At 65.0% G+C, this 19,336-nt stretch carries 20 protein-coding genes; 10 read left to right on the top strand and 10 right to left on the bottom strand.

What is annotated here, in order from left to right:
* Positions 1-67 precede the first annotated feature (67 nt).
* On the top strand, positions 68-820 hold the full coding sequence (gene recO / locus BLJ79_RS12390) for a DNA repair protein RecO (protein ID WP_071215055.1): 753 nt from the start codon (positions 68-70) through the stop codon (positions 818-820).
* The gene (locus tag BLJ79_RS12385; RefSeq protein ID WP_139194848.1) at positions 817-1,644 is read left to right on the top strand and encodes an isoprenyl transferase; all 828 of its coding nucleotides are present in this window, start codon (positions 817-819) and stop codon (positions 1,642-1,644) included. Before recO ends, BLJ79_RS12385 begins: the two co-directional genes overlap by 4 nt.
* Before the next feature lie 22 nt (positions 1,645-1,666).
* Here BLJ79_RS12385 and BLJ79_RS12380 read toward each other — a convergent pair whose 3' ends face one another.
* Complete coding sequence (locus tag BLJ79_RS12380) at positions 1,667-2,857, bottom strand: alpha/beta hydrolase (RefSeq protein ID WP_083411256.1); 1,191 nt, start codon at positions 2,855-2,857, stop codon at positions 1,667-1,669.
* A 61-nt stretch (positions 2,858-2,918) separates the two neighbouring features.
* Between BLJ79_RS12380 and BLJ79_RS12375 the strand changes: the two genes are divergently transcribed.
* A complete protein-coding gene (locus BLJ79_RS12375; protein WP_071215054.1) occupies positions 2,919-4,010 on the top strand; it encodes a quinone-dependent dihydroorotate dehydrogenase in 1,092 nt (363 codons plus the stop codon).
* 227 nt (positions 4,011-4,237) lie between these two features.
* On the opposite strand, the gene BLJ79_RS12370 is transcribed toward BLJ79_RS12375, so the two are convergent.
* Positions 4,238-4,819 (bottom strand): DUF3043 domain-containing protein, encoded by a 582-nt coding sequence (locus tag BLJ79_RS12370; protein WP_071215053.1) that lies wholly within the window; start codon positions 4,817-4,819, stop codon positions 4,238-4,240.
* 70 nt (positions 4,820-4,889) lie between these two features.
* Here BLJ79_RS12370 and BLJ79_RS12365 point away from each other — a divergent pair, with 70 nt between their 5' ends.
* The 6 genes from BLJ79_RS12365 (at position 4,890) to BLJ79_RS12340 (ending at position 10,937) form a co-directional block, all read left to right on the top strand.
* On the top strand, positions 4,890-6,299 hold the full coding sequence (locus tag BLJ79_RS12365; RefSeq protein WP_071215052.1) for a dipeptidase: 1,410 nt from the start codon (positions 4,890-4,892) through the stop codon (positions 6,297-6,299).
* Between the two features lie 109 nt (positions 6,300-6,408).
* On the top strand, positions 6,409-6,783 hold the full coding sequence (locus BLJ79_RS12360; protein WP_071215051.1) for a HesB/IscA family protein: 375 nt from the start codon (positions 6,409-6,411) through the stop codon (positions 6,781-6,783).
* Positions 6,784-6,988: 205 nt separating this feature from the next.
* A complete protein-coding gene (gene ctaC, locus BLJ79_RS12355; protein WP_071215050.1) occupies positions 6,989-7,864 on the top strand; it encodes an aa3-type cytochrome oxidase subunit II in 876 nt (291 codons plus the stop codon).
* Between the two features lie 6 nt (positions 7,865-7,870).
* Entirely contained in the window at positions 7,871-9,589 is a 1,719-nt protein-coding gene (ctaD, locus tag BLJ79_RS12350; RefSeq protein WP_071215049.1) for an aa3-type cytochrome oxidase subunit I, read from the top strand.
* Between the two features lie 2 nt (positions 9,590-9,591).
* Positions 9,592-9,993, top strand: coding sequence for a cytochrome c oxidase subunit 4 (locus tag BLJ79_RS12345; protein ID WP_071215048.1), 402 nt, complete (start codon positions 9,592-9,594; stop codon positions 9,991-9,993).
* A 158-nt stretch (positions 9,994-10,151) separates the two neighbouring features.
* Positions 10,152-10,937 (top strand): GntR family transcriptional regulator, encoded by a 786-nt coding sequence (locus BLJ79_RS12340; protein WP_071215047.1) that lies wholly within the window; start codon positions 10,152-10,154, stop codon positions 10,935-10,937.
* 201 nt (positions 10,938-11,138) lie between these two features.
* Here BLJ79_RS12340 and BLJ79_RS12335 read toward each other — a convergent pair whose 3' ends face one another.
* From BLJ79_RS12335 to ctaE, 5 genes are all read right to left on the bottom strand, one after another.
* Positions 11,139-11,546 carry a VOC family protein gene (locus BLJ79_RS12335; protein WP_071215046.1) on the bottom strand — a complete coding sequence of 136 codons (408 nt, stop codon included), beginning with the start codon at positions 11,544-11,546 and terminating at the stop codon, positions 11,139-11,141.
* Between the two features lie 325 nt (positions 11,547-11,871).
* Positions 11,872-13,548 (bottom strand): cytochrome bc1 complex cytochrome b subunit, encoded by a 1,677-nt coding sequence (qcrB, locus tag BLJ79_RS12330; protein WP_071215045.1) that lies wholly within the window; start codon positions 13,546-13,548, stop codon positions 11,872-11,874.
* Between the two features lie 3 nt (positions 13,549-13,551).
* Positions 13,552-14,595, bottom strand: coding sequence for a cytochrome bc1 complex Rieske iron-sulfur subunit (gene qcrA, locus BLJ79_RS12325; RefSeq protein WP_083411255.1), 1,044 nt, complete (start codon positions 14,593-14,595; stop codon positions 13,552-13,554).
* 69 nt (positions 14,596-14,664) lie between these two features.
* The gene (qcrC, locus tag BLJ79_RS12320; protein ID WP_071215043.1) at positions 14,665-15,453 is read right to left on the bottom strand and encodes a cytochrome bc1 complex diheme cytochrome c subunit; all 789 of its coding nucleotides are present in this window, start codon (positions 15,451-15,453) and stop codon (positions 14,665-14,667) included.
* Positions 15,454-15,519: 66 nt separating this feature from the next.
* Positions 15,520-16,158, bottom strand: coding sequence for an aa3-type cytochrome oxidase subunit III (gene ctaE / locus BLJ79_RS12315; protein ID WP_071215042.1), 639 nt, complete (start codon positions 16,156-16,158; stop codon positions 15,520-15,522).
* A gap of 146 nt (positions 16,159-16,304) precedes the next feature.
* Here ctaE and trpD point away from each other — a divergent pair, with 146 nt between their 5' ends.
* Positions 16,305-17,357 carry an anthranilate phosphoribosyltransferase gene (gene trpD, locus BLJ79_RS12310; protein ID WP_071215041.1) on the top strand — a complete coding sequence of 351 codons (1,053 nt, stop codon included), beginning with the start codon at positions 16,305-16,307 and terminating at the stop codon, positions 17,355-17,357.
* 442 nt (positions 17,358-17,799) lie between these two features.
* On the opposite strand, the gene BLJ79_RS12305 is transcribed toward trpD, so the two are convergent.
* The 3 genes from BLJ79_RS12305 to BLJ79_RS12295 form a co-directional block, all read right to left on the bottom strand.
* A complete protein-coding gene (locus tag BLJ79_RS12305) occupies positions 17,800-18,078 on the bottom strand; it encodes an Lrp/AsnC family transcriptional regulator (RefSeq protein WP_071215040.1) in 279 nt (92 codons plus the stop codon).
* Between the two features lie 57 nt (positions 18,079-18,135).
* Positions 18,136-18,519: a DUF3054 domain-containing protein gene (locus BLJ79_RS12300; RefSeq protein WP_071215039.1), complete on the bottom strand. Its 384-nt coding sequence runs from the start codon at positions 18,517-18,519 to the stop codon at positions 18,136-18,138.
* A gap of 139 nt (positions 18,520-18,658) precedes the next feature.
* Complete coding sequence (locus BLJ79_RS12295) at positions 18,659-19,216, bottom strand: dihydrofolate reductase family protein (protein ID WP_071215038.1); 558 nt, start codon at positions 19,214-19,216, stop codon at positions 18,659-18,661.
* Positions 19,217-19,336 lie beyond the last annotated feature (120 nt).

The raw sequence follows: 19,336 nt of genomic DNA, 5'->3' as shown, positions 1-19,336 counted from the left end.
CCGGGCGTGCACACGGACACACCTGCCGTGCACGCCCGGGGCCGGCTTTGTCTGGGATCATGTATACGTGTCACGTTCAACTTTCGCAGCCAAGAGCTACCGCACGCGCGGCATTGTCCTGCGCACCCACAAACTGGGCGAGGCCGACCGGATCATCACGCTGCTGAGCCCCGAGCTCGGGGTGGTGCGCGCGGTCGCCAAGGGCGTGCGGCGCACCAGCTCCAAGCTGGGGGCCACCCTGGAACCCTTCATGGAGGTCGAGGCGCAGATCGTCGCCGGACGCTCGCTTCACACCATCATCCAGGCCCAGCTGCGCCACCCCTACGGGCAGGCACTCGTGGCCGACTACTCGGCCTACACCGCCGGCGCGGCCATGCTGGAGACCGCCGAACGGCTCACCGACTCCGAGGCCGATTCCCTCGGCGCGCAATACCGGCTGCTGCACGGGGCCCTGGCCACCCTGGCCCGCGGCGGGCACGAACCGGGCACCGTGCTGGACTCCTACCTGCTTCGGGCCCTGGCCGCGGCGGGCTGGGCGCCGAGCTTCACCCACTGCGTGCGCTGCGGGGCGGTGGGCCCGCACCAGGCCATCAACGTGCCCCTGGGCGGGGTGGTCTGCCACGACTGCCGGCCCGCCGGCTCGATGTCCCCTTCCGCGGCCACCATCACGCTGCTTGCCGCGCTGCTGGAGGGCGACTGGGAAACCGTGGACGCCGCCGATGCGCCCACCCGCGCCCAGGCCGGGACCATCACGGCCAACTACCTCCAATGGCACCTTGAACGAGCCGTCAAATCCCTCAAACTCGTGGAGCGACAATGAGCAAACCCCCCAAGATCACCGGCAAGCCCGGACCCGGCGTCCCGGCCTCCCGCCCGGGCGACGCCCCGATGCCCTACATCCAGCCCGAGCTGATCCCACAGCACGTGGCGATCGTGATGGACGGCAACGGCCGCTGGGCCAACGCGCGCGGCCTGCCCCGCACCGAGGGCCACCGTGCCGGGGAAGCGGCACTGCTGGACGTGATGGCCGGGGCCGTGCAGATGGGCATCAAGTACGTCTCGGTCTACGCCTTCTCCACCGAGAACTGGAAGCGCAGCCCCGAGGAGGTCCGCTTCCTGATGGGCTTCTCCCGCGACGTGCTGCGCCGCCAACGCAACACCCTGGACGGCTGGGGCGTGCGGATCCGCTGGGCCGGACGCGAACCGCGGCTCTGGCGCTCCGTGGTCAACGAGCTCAAGGCCGCCGAGGAACTCACCGCCTTGAACCAGACCTGCCAGCTGACCATGTGCGTGAACTACGGGGGCCGGGCGGAAATCGCCGACGCCGTGAAGGCCATCGCCGAACAGGTCGCCGCCGGAACCCTGAAGCCCTCGCAGGTCACCGAGAAGACCGTGGCCAGGCACCTGGACGAACCCGAGATGCCCGACGTCGACCTGTTCCTGCGCACCAGCGGCGAGCAGCGCACCTCAAACTTCCTGCTCTGGCAGTCCGCCTACGCCGAGATGGTGTTCATCGACGAGCTGTGGCCCGACGTGGACCGCACCACGCTGTGGGATGCGGTGCGCGAATACGCCAGCCGCGACCGGCGCTACGGGGGAGCGGTGGACAAGCCGGTGCCCGCGGCCACGGCCTCGGGCGCCTGACCCATCGCGCCCGTGCCCGGGATCAGGACCGGGCGGCGTCCGCGCGCGCGGCAAGTCCGGGCAGGTAGCCGGAACCCCACCTGTCGATGGCCGCATAGGCGGCGGCCCGCGGTTCGGGCTGGGACGCGAACACATCATGCATGGCCCCGGCGATGAGTGTGTTTGCCACCTCGGAACCCAGACGAAGGGATCGGTCGCGCACCACCTGCACCTCCAGCACCGAGTCGTGGTGAAGCATCGACTCGTCAAAGTTGGTGCCCAGGTGCGAGGTCTTCGAGGTCAGCACGAGCACCGGCACCTTGATGTCCAGGCCCCGTGAGACCTCGCGGTGCCCGGCCATCACCGCGGTGATCCAGCCGGCGGTCACCGGGAAGGCCACGGCCGGACGCCACAGCGGATGCAGGTCCCAGGAACCCTGGGCCTGCCGGCTCATGGAGCGCCAGTAGTTGTCCAGTTCCGGCAGGTGCAGCTTGGCCCGCGGGCGCCGCCGTGCAATGGGCTCGACCACGCCCTGGGCGGCGTAGCGCACCAGGTAGCTGCCCTGCATCTCCAGCCACGGGCTGTTGAGAATCAGTGCCTGGAACGCGTCCGGGTGTCTGTTGACCCAGAGGCTTGCCACCAGCCCTCCGGTCGAATGCGCCACGCAGATCCCCGTTGCGTCCGCGCCTTCCAGCGAACGGATCATGTCCAGGGCCGCGGCCAGGTCCTCGTCGTATTCGCCCAGGGAAGCGGTGAAGCCGGGGTTCAGGTGATGGGGGCGCAGGCTGCGCCCGTAGCGGCGCAGGTCCAACGCATAGAACGCGTAGCCGCGGTCTGTCCAATACCGCGCCAGTTCGGCGTTGTAGAAGTAGTCGCTCCAGCCATGCACCGCCAGCACGAATCCGGAGGTCCCGGGGGCGTCCGTCGCCCGGGCCGGGGATGCGGAGACCGGCCGGGGCCACCACCTCTCCAGGGCCGCGCCGAGCCGGGAGGTCGCGGTGGGGCGCACGTGCGCGGACTGCGGGGCGGGGAGCCGGTGGCGCACCAGCGTGGCACACAATTCGCCCTCCGCATCGGCGCCCAGCGGCAGGGTCGTGTAGCTGAACCCCTCGCCCAGGATGTCGGGTTCCCACGCGCCGGGCCGGGTCGTTGCGCTGAAGTCCGGCCAGGCGGCGCTGGGGTCGTTCTCCGGCTGGGGCACGGACCTGGAACCGAGGGAGGAGGCGTGCGACATGTGTCGAGCATAACGAACTTGAAGTTGTTAGGAAGCGTGGTTGCGGGGAAGACTAGGAACCATGCGCATCTACCCCACGATTTTCCGCCTCGTTTTCACGAAGATGGATCCCGAAAAGGCACACCACTTTTCCTTCGACGCCCTGCGGCTGGCAGAGAAGCTCGGGGTCTCGGGCATCTACCGGAAACTGTGTGCCCCCGACCCGTCGCTGCGCCGCACCGTGATGGGCATCGACTTCCCCTCGCCCTTCGGCCTGGCCGCCGGATTCGACAAGGAAGGCGCGGGCATCCCGGCGCTGGCGGACCTGGGCTTCGGCCACGTGGAGGTCGGCACCATCACCGGTGCCGCGCAGAGCGGCAACGAGAAGCCGCGGCTCTTCCGCCTGGTGGAGGACAAGGCGGTCATCAACCGCATGGGATTCAACAACGACGGGGCGCACGCGGTGGCCCCGCGCATCCGCGCCGCACGCCTGGCACTGGCCGGCCGCTACGGCGCGCGTCGGCCGGTGATCGGCGTGAACATCGGCAAGACCAAGGTCGTCGAGCTCGAGGACGCCATCGAGGACTACCTGGTCTCCACCCGCGAACTGGCCGTCCACGCCGATTACCTGGTGGTCAACGTGTCCTCGCCCAACACCCCGGGGCTGCGCCTGCTCCAGGGCGTGGAGACGCTGCGGCCGCTGCTGGCCGCCGTGGGCGCCGAGGCCGACCGGGTCGCCGGCCGCCACGTGCCGCTGCTGGTCAAGATCGCCCCGGACCTGAACGACGAGGACATCGCCGACGTTGCCACCCTGGCCACCGAGCTGAAGCTGGACGGCATCATCGCCACCAACACCACCATTGCCCGCGAACCGCTGGCCAGCGACGCGTTCAAGGTCGCCGAGCTGGGTGCCGGGGGATTGAGCGGGGCCCCGCTGAAGGCCCGCTCGCTCGCGGTGCTCAAGGTGCTGCGCGAGAAGCTGCCCGACTCCATGGCGATCATCTCCGTCGGCGGGGTGAGCACCGGTGCGGACGTGATCGAGCGCCTTGAGGCCGGTGCCGACCTGGTCCAGGGCTACACCGCGTTCCTCTACGAGGGGCCGTTCTGGGTCCGCGGCATCAACAAGGCCCTGGCCAAGGCGCAGGCCCAGGGCCGGTCGCTGGCCAGGAAGTAGCGTCCAACACCCTCGCGGGCCCGTTGCACCGAACCGTCGGTGCAACGGGCCCGCGGTGTTTGGGGGCACTGTGCCCGGATGGGCACCGGTCGCCCGGCGCCCCCGGCCCGGAGGCAGGGCCGCCATCCGGGCAGCGAAAAGGCGTGTGGCGCTCCGGGCGGGAATCGGTGTTCCCGGGCCGGGCGCCACACGCCTTGGTGTGGTTTCCTGAACGCTGGTGCGTATCCTTAGCGCGGGGCCTCGCCGCGGCGGACCTGCGGCTTGGGCAGGCGCAACTTGCGGAACTGCATGCCGCGCATGACGGCGTAGTACATCACGCCGCGCTCGACGGAACCGAAGCGCGCAACCAGCGCCTTCTTCAGCATCCGGGTCATGATGAACGAATCGATGGCCACCAGGCCCACCAGGATCCACAGGGCGAAAGTCACGTAGACCGTCACCTGCGGGAACTTCGAGAGGCTCAGCGAGACGATCAGGAAGGCGAACACCGCGAACATCAGGTATTCGCCGACCATGAAGCGGCGGTCCACGAAGTCGCGGGCGAAGCGCTTCTGCGGTCCCTGGTCGCGGGCCGCCATGAAGCGTTCGTCGCCGGTCTCGTTGGCCAGCCGCATGCGGTTCTGCGCCTCGAGGCGCTGGGCACGCTCGGCCGCGCGCGCCAGCTTGCGGTCGGTGGGAACCAGCGGTCGCTGGTTCTGCGCCTGCTGCACGCTGCGCTTCGGGGTAGGGGCATTCTTGCCTACGGGCTTTGTGGTCTCATCTGTGGGCGCTTCCGCGGAAGCTGCCGTATCTTTCTTGCGTCCAAACACCTTGCCAGTCTAGCTTGCGCCCGGCATGCCGCCGGCATCGGCCACACGGTGCGGTTGTAGGCTCTCTGGTATGACTACCAAGAACACCGCCGACCCGGCGTCTTTCGGCGTGGATCGCGATGCACTGAGCACCCACGTCGACCACGACTTCGACCGCATTGTCACCGAACTGCGCAACCTGGTGGCGATCCCCGGGATCGCCTGGGAATCGTTCGACCCGAACCAGCTTGACCGCAGTGCCGAGGCAGTGGCGCAGCTGGTGCGCGACGCGGGCATGGAGCAGGTCGAGATCCTGCGCGTGCCCACCGCCTCCGGCGCGATGGGCGGCCCGGCCATCGTGGCCAACCGACCGGCCGCCGACGGCAAGCCCACCATCCTCCTGTATGCGCACCACGACGTGCAGCCCCCGGGGGACGAGGAGCTGTGGAACACCAAGCCCTTCGAAGCGACGGAAATCGACGGGCGGCTCTACGGCCGCGGCGCCGCCGACGACAAGGCCGGGATCATGGTGCACATTGCCGCCCTGCGTGCGGTGCTGGACACCGTCGCGGACTTCGGCCTGGGCGTGACCTTCTTCCTGGAGGGGGAGGAAGAAGCCGGATCACCGAGCTTCCGCCGGTTCCTGGAGACCCACCGCGACCGCCTCGAGGCGGATGTCATCGTCGTGGCCGACTCCTCCAACTGGAAGGTCGGGGTCCCGGCCCTGACCACGTCGCTGCGCGGCATGGTCGGGGGAGTGGTCGAGGTCCGCACCCTGGGCCACGCGGTGCACTCGGGCATGTTCGGCGGGCCGGTGCTCGATGCGCCGACGGTGGCGGCACGGCTGATCTCCACCTTCCACGACGCGCAGGGCAATGTCGCGATCGAGGGGCTGGTCTCCAACGACAACGCCGTCGTCGACTACCCCGAAGACGCGTTCCGCGCGGACTCCTCGGTACTGGATTCCGTGGCGCTGGCCGGGTCCGGCAACATCGCCGACCGGCTGTGGAACAAGCCGGCACTGTCCATCATCGGCATGGACATCCCCTCCGTCGCGTTTTCCTCCAACACCCTCTTGCCTTCCACGCGCTTCAAGCTGAGCCTGCGCGTGGCACCGGGCCAGGACCCGGAGACCGCCACCGAGGCGGTGCGCGCACACATCATGTCCCAGGACCTGGGCGGCGCGCAGGTCACCTTTGAGTCGGACGAGGCCGGGCAGTCCTTTGCCACAGACACCTCGGCCCCGGCCGCACAGGCGAGCCTCTGGGCGCTGGGGGAGGCCTGGGGCGTACCGGCCGTGGAGACCGGCATCGGCGGCTCCATCCCGTTCATCTCGGACCTGCTGGAGGTCTTCCCTGCCGCACAGATCCTGGTCACTGGCGTGGAAGACCCCGATTCGCGGGCGCATTCGGCCAATGAGTCGCTGCACCTGGGCGATTTCCGTCACGCAATTTTGGCTGAGGCGTTGCTCTTGGCACGCTTGAACAACCACGGGCTCTGAGGCCCTGGGGGCGGTGCCGCGACATCATTTGCTGCAACGCCGTACCATTGGAAGGTGAGGGGCCGCGCTTGAGGCGTAGCCCAAGTGAGCAGTATATGGAGGATCACGCATGACAACTGCAGCCAATGAGACCACCGCAGACACCACCGAGCTTCCGAGCCACGAGGTCAAGCTTTCGGAGGTCGCAGCAGAAAAGGTCCGTTCACTGCTTGAACAGGAAGGCCGCACCGATCTTCGGTTGCGCGTCGCCGTTCAGCCAGGGGGATGCTCGGGCCTGATTTACCAGCTCTACTTCGACGAGCGCCTGCTTGAAGGCGACGCGGTGAAGGACTACGACGGCGTTGAAGTTGTCGTGGACAAGATGAGCGTTCCCTACCTGGACGGGGCTTCGATCGACTTCGAAGACACGATTTCCAAGCAGGGCTTCACCATCGACAATCCGGCCGCCGGAGGCTCTTGCGCCTGTGGAGATTCCTTCCACTAACCCGGAACCAAATGCACCGCCCAAACGTTGAGAAATCTTCGTCCCTGGGCGGTGTTTTGGTCGGCATTCGCGTGCCCGAGAGGGTAAGCTCTACGATAAGTAGTAAAACTATGGTTTTCTTCGACCTCATCAGCGTTGATTCACTTGAGTCCGGCCGCTGGGCGTCGAAGACTCATTCAGCACCAACAAAGAGGAAGGGCCGTCTGTGAGTTCGCAAGACCGAACCAGCAGCCGCCGGAAAGGCGTAGCCAAAGTCTTGGCTATTGCCGGCTCCGGCGCGTTGTTGTTGACGGGATGTTCAGCGGAAGTCCAGCGAGGTTGGCTCCCAAACGTCGAACGTGACACCACCAACCACACCGGTATGATCCAGGATCTCTGGGTCAACACGTGGATTACCGTACTTCTGATCGGTATCCTGACGTGGGGCCTGATGCTTTGGTGCATCATTGCCTACCGCCGCCGCAAGAATGACACTGGCTACCCGCGCCAGCTCAGCTATAACTTGCCCATCGAAATTTTCTACACGGCTGTGCCTCTCGTAATGGTCTTGACGTTCTTTACGTTCTCCGACCACACGGAAAAGGCCATCAACGCCCCGGTGGATTCCGAGCTCGTCGTCGACGTCCGTGCCAAGCAGTGGGCATGGGACTACAACTACAGCTACATGGGCCAGGAAAAGTACGACGCAACCGTTCAGGCCCACCTGACCGGTGAGGCCGGCCGCAAGGCCGAACTCCCGACGTTGTACTTGCCGGTTGGAAAGACCGTCACGCTCGAGCTGAACAGCCGTGATGTCATCCACTCGTTCTGGGTTCCTGCGTTCCTGCAGAAGATGGATATGTTCCCGGGCCACACCAACTACATCTACCTCACCCCGCAGGTCGAAGGGCAGTTCGACGGCAAGTGCGCCGAGCTTTGCGGCGAGTACCACTCCGAGATGCTCTTCAACGTGAAGGTAGTGTCCGAAGGCGAATTCCTGAACCACCTGGCCACCCTGAAGGATGGCCACATCGGTGAAGACCAAGACCGCAAGCCGGGCGAGGTCAACCAGGTTTCGGCCCACACCTCGGAAGGAAAGTAATCCGTCGTGACTACCTATGAATACGCTACAGACGAGGCCAAAACACTTGCGCCTCGCGTGGTTCCGATCTCCAAGGGACGGATCTTCGTCAACTGGATCACTTCCACTGACCACAAGACCATCGGGTACATGTACCTGATTTCCTCCTTCGTGTTCTTCTGCATCGGCGGTGTGATGGCCCTGGTCATCCGCGCCGAGCTGTTCGAACCGGGCATGCAGATCCTGCAGACCAAGGAGCAGTACAACCAGCTGTTCACCATGCACGGCACCATCATGCTGTTGATGTTCGCCACCCCGCTCTTCGCAGGGTTCACGAACGTCATGATGCCGCTGCAGATCGGCGCACCGGACGTGGCCTTCCCACGACTGAACGCCCTGGCCTTCTGGTTCTTCTCCTTCGGCTCGACCATCGCGTTGGCCGGATACCTGACCCCGCAGGGTGCAGCCTCCTTCGGCTGGTTCGCCTACGCACCACTGTCGAACACCACCTTCAGCCCCGGCGTCGGCGGTGACCTCTGGGTCTTCGGCCTGGCCCTGTCGGGCTTCGGCACCATCCTGGGCGCGGTCAACTTCATCACCACGATCATCTGCCTGCGTGCACCTGGCATGACCATGTGGCGCATGTCGATCTTCACCTGGAACGCGTTGATCACCTCGATCCTGGTCCTGATGGCCTTCCCGCCGCTGGCAGCCGCGCTGTTCGCACTGGGAGCGGACCGCCGCTTCGGCGCCCACGTCTTCGATCCCGAAGCCGGCGGCCCGATGCTGTGGCAGCACCTGTTCTGGTTCTTCGGGCACCCCGAGGTCTACATCATTGCGCTGCCGTTCTTCGGCATCGTTTCGGAGATCTTCCCGGTGTTCTCCCGCAAGCCGATCTTCGGCTACAAGGGCCTGATCTTCGCGACCATCTCCATTGCGGCGTTGTCCGTCTCGGTGTGGGCGCACCACATGTACGCGACCGGCCAGGTCATGCTGCCGTTCTTCGGCTTCATGACGATGCTGATCGCGGTGCCAACGGGCGTGAAGTTCTTCAACTGGATCGGCACGCTCTGGCGGGGGTCGATCACCTTCGAAACCCCGATGCTCTGGAGCATCGGTTTCATGGTGACCTTCCTCTTCGGCGGCCTGACCGGAATCATCCTGGCGGCCCCGCCGCTGGACTTCCACGTCTCGGACACCTACTTCGTCGTCGCCCACTTCCACTACGTGGTCTTCGGAACCGTGGTGTTCGCGATGTTCGCCGGATTCTACTTCTGGTGGCCCAAGTGGACCGGCAAGATGCTCAACGAGCGCCTGGGCAAGATCCACTTCTGGTTGCTGTTCGTGGGCTTCCACGGCACGTTCCTGATCCAGCACTGGCTGGGCGTCATCGGCATGCCGCGTCGTTACGCGGACTACATGCCCGAAGACGGGTTCACCACCATGAACCAGTTCTCCACCGTGTTCGCCTTCATCCTGGGCATGTCGATGATCCCGTTCTTCTGGAACGTTTGGACCACGCACCGCCACGCGAAGAAGGTCACCGTGGACGATCCGTGGGGCTTCGGTGCATCGCTGGAATGGGCAACCTCCTGCCCGCCGCCGCGCCACAACTTCCACTCGATCCCGCGCATCCGTTCCGAGCGCCCGGCTCTTGACCTCCACCACCCGGAACTGAGCGCACGCTCGACCCCGGAAACCGCGGTGGCCAAGATCTTCGGCCCGGCTGACCAGAAGGACAAGTAGAGATGAAAGTAGAATCTTGGCTCTTCCTTGGCGGCGTGTTCTTCTTCACGCCGGTGGCCATCGTCTACGGGATCATGACCAAGTGGAATGAACCCGTTGGCGTACTGGCAACGTTCATGCTTGTGGGCATGACGCTCATGGTCGGTTGGTACCTGCTGCACACCTCCCGTCGGGTTGGCGCGCGTCCCGAGGACCGCGTTGACGGCGACATCCACGAGAACGCGGGCGCCATTGGCCTGTTCGCTCCGTGGAGCTGGTGGCCGCTGGTCCTCGGCACCGGTGCCGCAGTCGGTTTCCTCGGCCTGGCCGTGGGCTTCTGGGTCCTGTACATCGGCGTCGGCTTCACGATCATCGGCCTCGTCGGCTGGGTCTACGAGTTCAGCCGCGGCAACCACGCCCACTAACACGGGCATGGCGCACGCACGCTAAATCATCGGAAGCGGTGTTTCCTTCCCCCTCGGGGGAATCGGAACACCGCTTCCGGCATTTAAGCTCCGGGCCCCGATGCGCGAGAATGGAAGCAGGACGGGCCGGGTGACGGCCCGGGGACAATGGAGCAACAGTGAAACCCTATGCGCCGCAGCCCAAGGTCCAGGGCACCTTGGACCCGGAATCTCCGCTCGGGAAGTACCGGCAGATCCGGGAGATCCTTCGCACCCATGCCCGGACCGTCTGCCAACCCGGTTACCGGCTCCCGCCCGAACGCGAACTGGCCGAGGGCTTCAACGTGGCGCGCAAGACCCTGCGCCAGGCCATCGACTCGCTGGTGGAGGACCAGGTCCTCAAGCGCGTTGTCGGGGTTGGCACCTTCGTCGCGCACCCGAAGGTCGACCTGCAGGTCCGGCTGAACTCCTACAGCGAGGAAATGGTGCGCCGCGGGATGGTCCCCGATGCGCACGTGCTGCGCTTCGAGGAGGTTCCGGCCTCCGGCTCGCTGTCGCGGCACATGGAGATCGACGAGGGAGCCCCGGTGATCCGCTTCAGCCGCCTGCTGCTGGCCGACGGGAAGCCGATGAGCCTGGATGAGAACTTCATGCCCAGCGAGCTGGTGCCCGGGTTCCTGAACGATCCGCCGCCGATTTCCCTCTACCAGTCGCTGCACGAACGCTACAACCTGATCCTGGAGTGGGGAGAGGACCAGATCGAAAGCACCGCGGCCACCAGCGAGCACGCCGGGCTGCTGCAGGTCGATGTCGGGTTCCCGCTGCTGCGCATCACCCGGTACGCCTTCGTGGGCGAGGGGCTGGTGGACTATTCGATCTCGCTCTACCGTTCGGACCGCTACAAGCTCTTCGTGCCGCTGGAGCGGCAGGGGAGCCGCAGCCCGCGCTACACCACCCTCAGGTAGTTCCGGGTCGCACAGGGGGCCGTGGGCGGCCGCACACGGGCCATCCCGCCAAGTGCGCGGGCCGCTTCGGCTCCCGCGCGCGCTTGCCGCCCGTGCTCTCCGCAGGGGGAGCGCCGCTCCCGGCAACCACGTGCCGCGCTGGCAGCCAGGCCGTGCGAAGCCGGGGTTCGAATGCCCGGCCGGGACGAGGGCGCGGCGCGCTCAGCCGGCTTCCGCCAGCGGTTCAAAGAGTTCGACGAGGTTCCCCGAGGGGTCTACCACCAGGGCCTGGCTTCCGCCGACGCCGACAACCACATCCATGCGCAAGGGAACCCCACGCGCCACCAACCTCCCAACCAGGGCCGCCAGGTTCGTGACTTCCAGGGAAATCCGGTTCCAGCCGCCGGGGGCGGGCATCGTGCCGTCGGCCATGGCGCTGCCGCCGCCACCGGGAGTCCCATCGGGCCCCCGGGACCCGGGAGCACTGAGCAGCAGCCTCAAGGCGCCGCGTTCAAGGATCGCGAAACCCGGTGCCGGGTGCATCAGGGTGGCGAATCCAAGATCCCCGACGTAGAAGGCGATCGCGGCATCGACGTCGTGAACGATATAGCGGATGCTTGCCTGTTCCATGGTTGTTGTCCCATTGCGTGGTGGTGCACGGATGGTGGACGCGGTGCCCGGATCCGTGGGCCGGGCCCGCGCCGCCACCTGGCAGGGTGTGGGCGTTGTTGCGCCTCACCCCATCTTGTCACCGGAGCCGCCGGAAGGGATCCCGCGCAGCCGGGAAATCCCGATCCCGCCAACGACACCGGCCCCGGAGCGGGGGAGCGGGCCCTGCATGGCGGTGCACCCAGCCGGCGCGGAAACGGCCCGCGAGACGGAAAAGGCGCCTTAAACACCGCTGGGGCCCGCCAATTGGCGGGCCCCAGCGGCCAGGAATGAATCCTGGCAGGTGCTACTTCTCGATGGACTCCGTGGAGGAACCTTCGATTTCTGCCGGACCGTGTCCGTGCTCTGCCTTCAGTGCTGCCAACTCGGACGGCGTCACCGGGGCAACGCGGTCCTCGAAGAAGAACTTGGACAGGGCGCCGCGGCGCTTCTCGCTGCGGCTGATGTGGCCGGCGGCGTTCGGCTGAGCGGGAATGACCTTGCGGTCCTCGTAGTTCACCAGCGTGTGCAGCTTGTACACGTCCATGTCCGCGTGGCGTTCCGAGAAGGCGCCTTCAGGCGACATCTCGATGACGCCGGTCTCGCGACCGTGCAGCACGATCTCGCGGTCCTTGCGCTGCAGCGACAGTGCGATGCGGCGGGCGACGACGAAGCCCAGGATCGGGCCGAGGATGAACAGCACGCGCAACCAGTAGGTGACGTCGTTCAGCGAGACGTGGAAGTGCGTGGCGATCAAGTCGGAGGAGGCAGCTGCCCACATCACGCAGTAGGACACAACGCCGGCAACACCCATGCCCGTACGGAACGGGGCGTTGCGCGGGCGATCCAGCAGGTGGTGTTCGCGCTTGTCCTTGGTGACCCAGCTTTCGATCCACGGCCATGCGAACATGATCGTGAACATGATGCCGGCCGGGATAAGCGCCGGAACCAGGACGTTGAGGCTCAGCGTGTTCACGCCCCAGGGGAACGGGATGTTCCACTCGAAGGAGAAGTTCCCCAGCACGCCGGGCATCAGGCGCAAGGCGCCATCGACGAATCCGATGTACCAGTCCGGCTGGGTACCGGCCGAAACCGGTGACGGGTCGTAAGGCCCGTAGTTCCAGACCGGGTTGATCGTCAGCAATCCGGAGATTGCCGCGACGATGCCGTAGACGATGAAGAAGAATCCGCCGGCCTTCGCTGCGTACACCGGGCCGACCGGGAAGCCAACGACGTTGTCGTTGGTGCGGCCCGGGCCGGGGTACTGGGTGTGCTTGTGCACGACCACCATGAACAGGTGGATGCCGACCATCAGCAGGATGATCGCCGGAACGATCATGATGTGCAGCGAGTACAGGCGCGGAATGATCAGCGTGCCCGGGAATTCCCCACCGAAGAGGAACAGCGAAATGTAGGTGCCAACCAGCGGGATCGACTTCACGACGCCGTCGATGATGCGCAGGCCGTTGCCGGAGAGCAGGTCATCGGGGAGCGAGTAGCCGGTGAAGCCCGCGGCCATGGCCAGGATGAGCAGCACGCCGCCGACAACCCAGTTCAGTTCGCGGGGCTTGCGGAATGCGCCGGTGAAGAACACGCGGAGCATGTGGACCGACACGGCGGCAACGAAGAGGATCGCGGACCAGTGGTGGACCTGGCGCATGAACAGGCCGCCACGCACGTCGAAGGAGATGTCCAACGTCGAGGCGTAGGCGGCGGACATGCCAATGCCCCGGAGCGGGTTGTACGAACCGTTGTAGATGACGTGTGCCATCGACGGGTCGAAGAAGAACGTCAGGAACGTTCCCGAGATCAGCAGCAGGACGAAGGTGTACAGTGCCACCTCGCCGAACATGAAGGACCAGTGGTCAGGGAAGATCTTGCGACCGAATTCCTTGACGATTCCCGAACCGCCGACACGCTGGTCGACGAAGTGGGCGATCCGTCCGGTCGAAGTCTTCGGAGTGTACTCAGTAGTGGTGCTCATGGATTAGCCACGCTCCCAGTAGCTCGGACCAACAGGCTCGTGGAAGTCGCTCTGGGCGACAAGGAAGCCGTTGGCGTCAACCTTGATCGGCAGCTGCGGCAATGCGCGTCCGGCCGGGCCGAAGATGACCTTGCATTCCTGCGTCAGGTCGAAGGTCGACTGGTGGCACGGGCACAGCAGGTGGTGCGTCTGCTGCTCGTAAAGTGCAACCGGGCAACCGACGTGGGTGCAGATCTTCGAGTAGGCAACGATGCCCTGGTAGTGCCAGTCCTCGCGGCCCTCGGAGATTTCCATCTTGTCGGGATCCAGGCGCATCAACAGCACAACGGCCTTCGCCTTTTCGTTGAGTACGTCTTCCGCCTCGTCCAGGCCCTCGGGAATGACGTGGAAGACCGAACCGATCTGCACGTCCGAGGCCTTGATGGGGGTTCCGGAGGGATCGCGGGTGAGGCGAACGTCCGTGTCCCACATGGTGTGGCGCAGCTGCTCAACCATTTCGCCGGCGTTCTTGCCGGTGCGGTCGAGGTCGCGGAACATGAAGATGGCCGGGATCGGGGCCAAGGCAATGGCACCAATGAGGGTGTTGCGAATGAGCGGACGGCGCTTGATGCCGGTCTCTTCGATCACCTGGTTGATGATTTCCTCGGCGTCCTTGCGATCAGCCTCTGGGGTGATCTCGTGGCGCATCTCCGAGATTTCGTGGTCCGGCATCAGGGTCTTTGCCCAGTGAACGATGCCGATACCGATGCCGAGCATGGCAAATGTGGTGCCAAGGCCGAGCATCGCGTTCTGGACACGGATTTCCGAGATGTTTTCCGGACGTCCGAGAACGAAGTAAGCAATAAAGAACGACAGTGTTCCGATGATGGAGATGATGAACAGCAGCGCTACCTGACGCTCTGCTCGCTTCTCTGCATGCGGGTCGGTATCTGCCAAGCGCTTCCGATGCGGCGGAAGGCCGGGGTCCTGGAATTTATCCAGGGTTCCCGTGCCAGCCTTAGCAACGGTGCCCGAGTCGTCCGGACTGCCGTGACTATGGTCGCCCATGTTGTCTCTCATCCTTTTCTCAAGATTCATTAGTACGTAGTGATGTTGGCAGCGCTAGCCGCCAGCGGCCTATGAAGGACGCGAAGTGAGCCAGATGGTGAAGGCGATGATGATGCCCAAACCAGCGGTCCAGATGAAGAGACCTTCAGCGACCGGACCAAGGGAGCCAAGCTTGGCTCCGCCCGGCGAGCCCTGGGATTCAATTTCCTTCAGGAAGGTGATGACATCACGCTTCTCGTCGGGGGTGATGTTCGAGTCGTTGAAGACGGGCATGTTCTGCGGACCGGTGATCATGGCCTCGTAGATGTGCTTTTCCGATACGCCGGCCAGGGCCGGGGCAAACTTGCCGCGCGTTAGTGCGCCGCCGGCAGCGGCGGCGTTGTGACACATTGCGCAGTTCACGCGGAATACCGTACCGCCCGCGGCGGAGTCGCCATGGGACGTATCGAGCATGTCTTCGGACGGGATAGCCGGTCCGGCGCCCAGGCTGGCCACGAATGCGGAGAGCTGGGAGATCTGGGCATCATCGAACTGTACCGGCTTGGCCTGAGCCTGCGGCCCCTGCATCTGCATCGGCATACGGCCGGTACCGACCTGGAAGTCGACTGCAGCGGCGCCAACGCCAATCAGCGAAGGACCGTCAGCCGATCCTTCAGCATTCAAACCGTGGCAGGTAGCGCAGTTTGCGATGAAGAGCTTGTTGCCTTCCTCGATGTCACTTGCGCTGTATCCTGTGGCCGCCTTGGCCTCGTTGACGCTGCCGGCGGCCATGTACAGGCCTCCAGTGATGAGCAATCCCATCAACAGCAGTGCGACGGCGGCGAGTGGATGGCGGCGCCTTTGCGAAAGAGCCTTCACTTGCTGGTTCCTCACTTATTTCTTAGAACGGGGAGTTGCCATTGGTAGGCAACGATGTGGGTTGCGCTACTTCAGGAAGTAGATGATCGCGAACAGTGCGATCCACACGACGTCGACGAAGTGCCAGTAGTACGACACAACGATCGCACCGGTTGCCTCGTAGTGACCGAACTTACGTGCAATGAGCGCACGTCCGATGATCATCATGAAGGCAATGAGGCCGCCAGCCACGTGCAAGCCGTGGAAGCCGGTGGTCATGTAGAAGACGGAGCCGTAGGCGTTGGAGTTCATGGCAATGCCATGAGCCACCAGTTCGGTGTACTCGTAGGCCTGCACGGAAACGAAGATGGCACCGAGGATGACGGTCAGGACGAACCATTCCACCATTCCCCATTCCTTCAAGTTGAACAGTCCGCCGGTGCGGCGAGGCTTAAGATCCTCGGCACGGAAGACACCCAACTGGCAGGAGAATGAGCTCGAGACCAGGATGATCGTGTTAACGAGTGCGAACGGAACGTTGAGTTTCTCGGTTTCGGTCGCCCACATCTCCGGCGATGCAGCACGGAGTGTGAAGTACATGGCGAAAAGCGCGGCAAAGAACATCAGCTCGCTGGCAAGCCAGACGACAGTTCCTACCGACACCATGTTGGGACGGTTCGGCGCAGCTTGCGCCGGGGCATTTAGGGCATGAGTCGCAGTTGTCACAGAGCCATTATGTCTATAAAAGTCCCTCTGACACCAATGCATTGGGCCCCGCGTGGCGGGAAATTTCACTGCTTCACGCCTACAGCCGCGGAAACACGCGGGATTAACATTTCAGATTTTCTACGATTCGTAGATAACCTAGTGGCGTGTCAACGATTCGAACGAAGCAAAAGTTCCCCACATGGCCGACAATTCTCTCTATCTTGATCGCCGGCGGCGACCTGGACAGGGACCAAGCGTATTGGGCCATGGGCGAGGTGATGACGGGCAATGCCACCGATACGCAAGTAGCCGGTTTCCTTGTTGCGCTTCGCTCCAAGGGCGAGACCGTTGACGAACTCACCGGCCTGGTCGAGGCGATGATCGCCAATGCCATGCCCCTGGCGGTCGAGGGCGAGTGCCTGGACATCGTCGGCACGGGAGGTGACCGACAGAACACCGTGAACATCTCCACCATGGCATCGATGGTCTGTGCCGGCGCCGGCGCCCGGATCGTCAAGCACGGCAACCGGGCATCTTCATCATCCTCGGGTTCGGCCGATGTCCTCGAAGCGCTGGGCGTGAGGTTGGACGTCCCGATCGAACGCCTCCACGACGTGCTCGACGCAGCCAACATCACGTTCTGCTTTGCCAACCTTTTTCATCCCTCGATGCGCAATGCCGCCGTGCCGCGGCGCGAGCTGGGCGTGCCCACCGCGTTCAACTTCATGGGTCCGCTGACCAATCCGTCCGAGCCCACCGCATCGGCCATCGGCTGCGCTGACCTGCGCATGGCGCCGCTGATGGCCGGAGTCCTGGCTGCCCGCGGCGTGCGCGCCCTGGTGTTCCGCGGTGAGGACGGGCTGGACGAGTTGACGACCACCGCCGAGAACCGGGTCTGGGAAGTGCGCGACGGGAAAGTGGTGGAAACGAGGTTTGATGCGCAGGCCATCGGCATGCCGAGGGTCACGATCGAGGACTTGCGCGGTGGCGACGCCCGGTACAACGCCCAGGTGGTGCGCGATGTGCTCGACGGCGCCCGGGGTCCGGTGCGCGATGCGGTGCTGCTCAATGCCGCTGCCGGGTTGGTCGCCTTTGATCCGGACGGGTCCGGTTCCTTGTCCGAGCGCATCGAGCGGGCGGTTGTCCGGGCAGCCGAGTCGATCGACTCCGGCTCCGCCCGCCAGGTTCTGGACAAGTGGATCCAGGCGACGGCCTAGTCTCAATTTCCTGCGTGTACCTGTGCACGCGGACCGGCGCCCTTGCCATCCCTACGGGACGGCAAGGGCGCCAGTGCTGTTTCTACGGCCCGGCGGCACTTTCGCCCCCATGGACCCGGGGATCGGTTTTGCGGACGCTGGCGGCCCCGTGGGGGAGCCTTCGACTCCTTCCCCGTCAGAAGGTCCGCTGGATCGAGAATCGGGGCGGACAGCCCGCTTGAGGCCAAATCCACGTAACAAAGGGCCATCGCTGAAATTCTTTTAGTCTCGTTTGCGGACCCGGTTCCCGTTCCGCGCAAAAAGCCGGGCCCCGGTCGCTCCGGACGGCTTCAGCGCGGCCACGGTGGCCGGCGGTTAACGCAACGGCGGGTGCCTGGCGGCCCCGTCGAGGGGCCGCGAGACACCCGCGGAGAGTTTGCTGCGTCGTGCGGACGCCTCCGGGCTACTCGAGACCGAGCGAGAACGCCGCATCCAGGTCGTGGCTGGAATATGCGCGGAACGCGATATGCGTCTGGGTGCCGGTGATTCCGGGCACCTTGGACAGCTTGTTGGCAATGACTTCGGCCAGGTCTTCGTGCCGGCGGACCCGCGCGATGGCGATCAGGTCCCAGTCGCCGGCGACCGAATAGACCTCGGAAATGCCCTCGATGTCCGAAATCTTTTCGGCGCACTCGGGAATGCTGTCAGAAGCGGTTTGGATCATGACGAATGCAGTGACCACGTTGGTACCTCCAGTTGGTTATGGGTGGTGGTTCCCCGAACTTGCGTTGAGCCTAGTTCAGGACGCGAGGTTGCGCACGCGGCGGCGCGCAACGAGCGAGGTGACGACACGGCGGCCCAGCAGGAACACTCCGAGCACAATCGTTGCCACGATGATGAACGGCACCGCGGCCGTGGCGCCGAACAGCACACGCAGCGCCAAGCCCAGGGCAACGGTGCCGAGCCAGACCAGAACGCCGGTGGGCCAGATCCGCGAATGGTTGGTCCAAGGGCGCGAGAGCAACGTCAGCGTCGCCAGCGCCAGCAGGAAAGGGGCACCGGTCTGGAGCACTCCGAGGACGGTCAGTGAATGCTGGTGGGAACCCCGTCCGCTCAAGGCAAAGATCAGGACGAGGACCACGTCGACCGCGAAATACGCGATCCAGGTCTTACGAGAGGTCATGGATCGATTCTACCGCTGGTAAAACAGGTGCTCGTCACCCGGCTCCGCGGCGCGGGCCGGAACACGATTCCATGCCGGGCCCGGTGCGGGCACGGGGGAGAGGACTGCCGGCAGCCAGGAAGGGTGACACGCTCGGCTCCTACCCCCGGGGCTCCACGCCGTAGGAATGGATGACGATCCCGTTGGCCATCGTCCGGGAATCCTTCAGCCGCAGCTGCGCTGCCGGTGCCTGGTCGTGGAGGAACACGGAGCCGGGGCCGGGGCCGATGAAGAACGGGTGGATCCAGAGCCGAAGCTCGTCCAGCAGCCCGTGGTCCATGAGCGTGCGGGCCAGGCGGCCGAACCCATAGGAGAGGATGTCCTGACCGGGGTCGGCCTTGAGCGCGGCAACGGCGCCGGGGACGTCGTCGCCGATGATGGCGCTGTTCTCCCAGCTCGCCTGGGTCAGCGTCGTGGAGACCACATGCTTGCGCACGGCGTTGATGCGTTCGGTGAACGGGTCCCCGTTTCGCCCCTGCCAGACCCCGGCAAAGCTGAGATAGGTGTCCTTGCCGAGCAGGATCGCATCGCATTGGTCGATCAACTCTTGCTGGATCCCGGCACTCTCGCCGCCGGGGTCATCCAGGGCGGGCCAATCCTGCGGGTTGCTGATGATCCCCTCGAGCGTGACATAGGTGGAATTGATGATCCGTCGCATGGGAAGCGCCTCCTTGGGTGATGCCGAGCGTGCATCGGATACCGCAAGGCTTCCACGCGGCAGGCCGCAGGGGAACCCGTTGCGGCGGATTGCCCGCAACAGGCCTTGGGGGCACGGCCT

Origin of the sequence: Arthrobacter sp. UCD-GKA (assembly GCF_001863355.1) — a bacterium.
Lineage (GTDB): Bacteria > Actinomycetota > Actinomycetes > Actinomycetales > Micrococcaceae > Paeniglutamicibacter.
The sequence above is the reverse complement of the archived record's forward strand: the minus strand, read 5'-3'. Positions and strand labels throughout refer to the sequence as shown.

What these genes read in the sequence shown, in the direction of transcription:
- BLJ79_RS12385 (WP_139194848.1), top strand. Translation starts at nt 817, where the DNA reads ATGAGCAAACCCCCCAAGATCACCGGCAAGCCCGGACCCGGCGTCCCG.
- BLJ79_RS12380 (WP_083411256.1), bottom strand. Translation starts at nt 2,857, where the DNA reads ATGTCGCACGCCTCCTCCCTCGGTTCCAGGTCCGTGCCCCAGCCGGAG.
- BLJ79_RS12375 (WP_071215054.1), top strand. Translation starts at nt 2,919, where the DNA reads ATGCGCATCTACCCCACGATTTTCCGCCTCGTTTTCACGAAGATGGAT.
- BLJ79_RS12365 (WP_071215052.1), top strand. Translation starts at nt 4,890, where the DNA reads ATGACTACCAAGAACACCGCCGACCCGGCGTCTTTCGGCGTGGATCGC.
- BLJ79_RS12360 (WP_071215051.1), top strand. Translation starts at nt 6,409, where the DNA reads ATGACAACTGCAGCCAATGAGACCACCGCAGACACCACCGAGCTTCCG.
- BLJ79_RS12345 (WP_071215048.1), top strand. Translation starts at nt 9,592, where the DNA reads ATGAAAGTAGAATCTTGGCTCTTCCTTGGCGGCGTGTTCTTCTTCACG.
- BLJ79_RS12335 (WP_071215046.1), bottom strand. Translation starts at nt 11,546, where the DNA reads ATGGAACAGGCAAGCATCCGCTATATCGTTCACGACGTCGATGCCGCG.
- qcrB (WP_071215045.1), bottom strand. Translation starts at nt 13,548, where the DNA reads ATGAGCACCACTACTGAGTACACTCCGAAGACTTCGACCGGACGGATC.
- qcrA (WP_083411255.1), bottom strand. Translation starts at nt 14,595, where the DNA reads ATGGGCGACCATAGTCACGGCAGTCCGGACGACTCGGGCACCGTTGCT.
- BLJ79_RS12300 (WP_071215039.1), bottom strand. Translation starts at nt 18,519, where the DNA reads ATGACCTCTCGTAAGACCTGGATCGCGTATTTCGCGGTCGACGTGGTC.
- BLJ79_RS12295 (WP_071215038.1), bottom strand. Translation starts at nt 19,216, where the DNA reads ATGCGACGGATCATCAATTCCACCTATGTCACGCTCGAGGGGATCATC.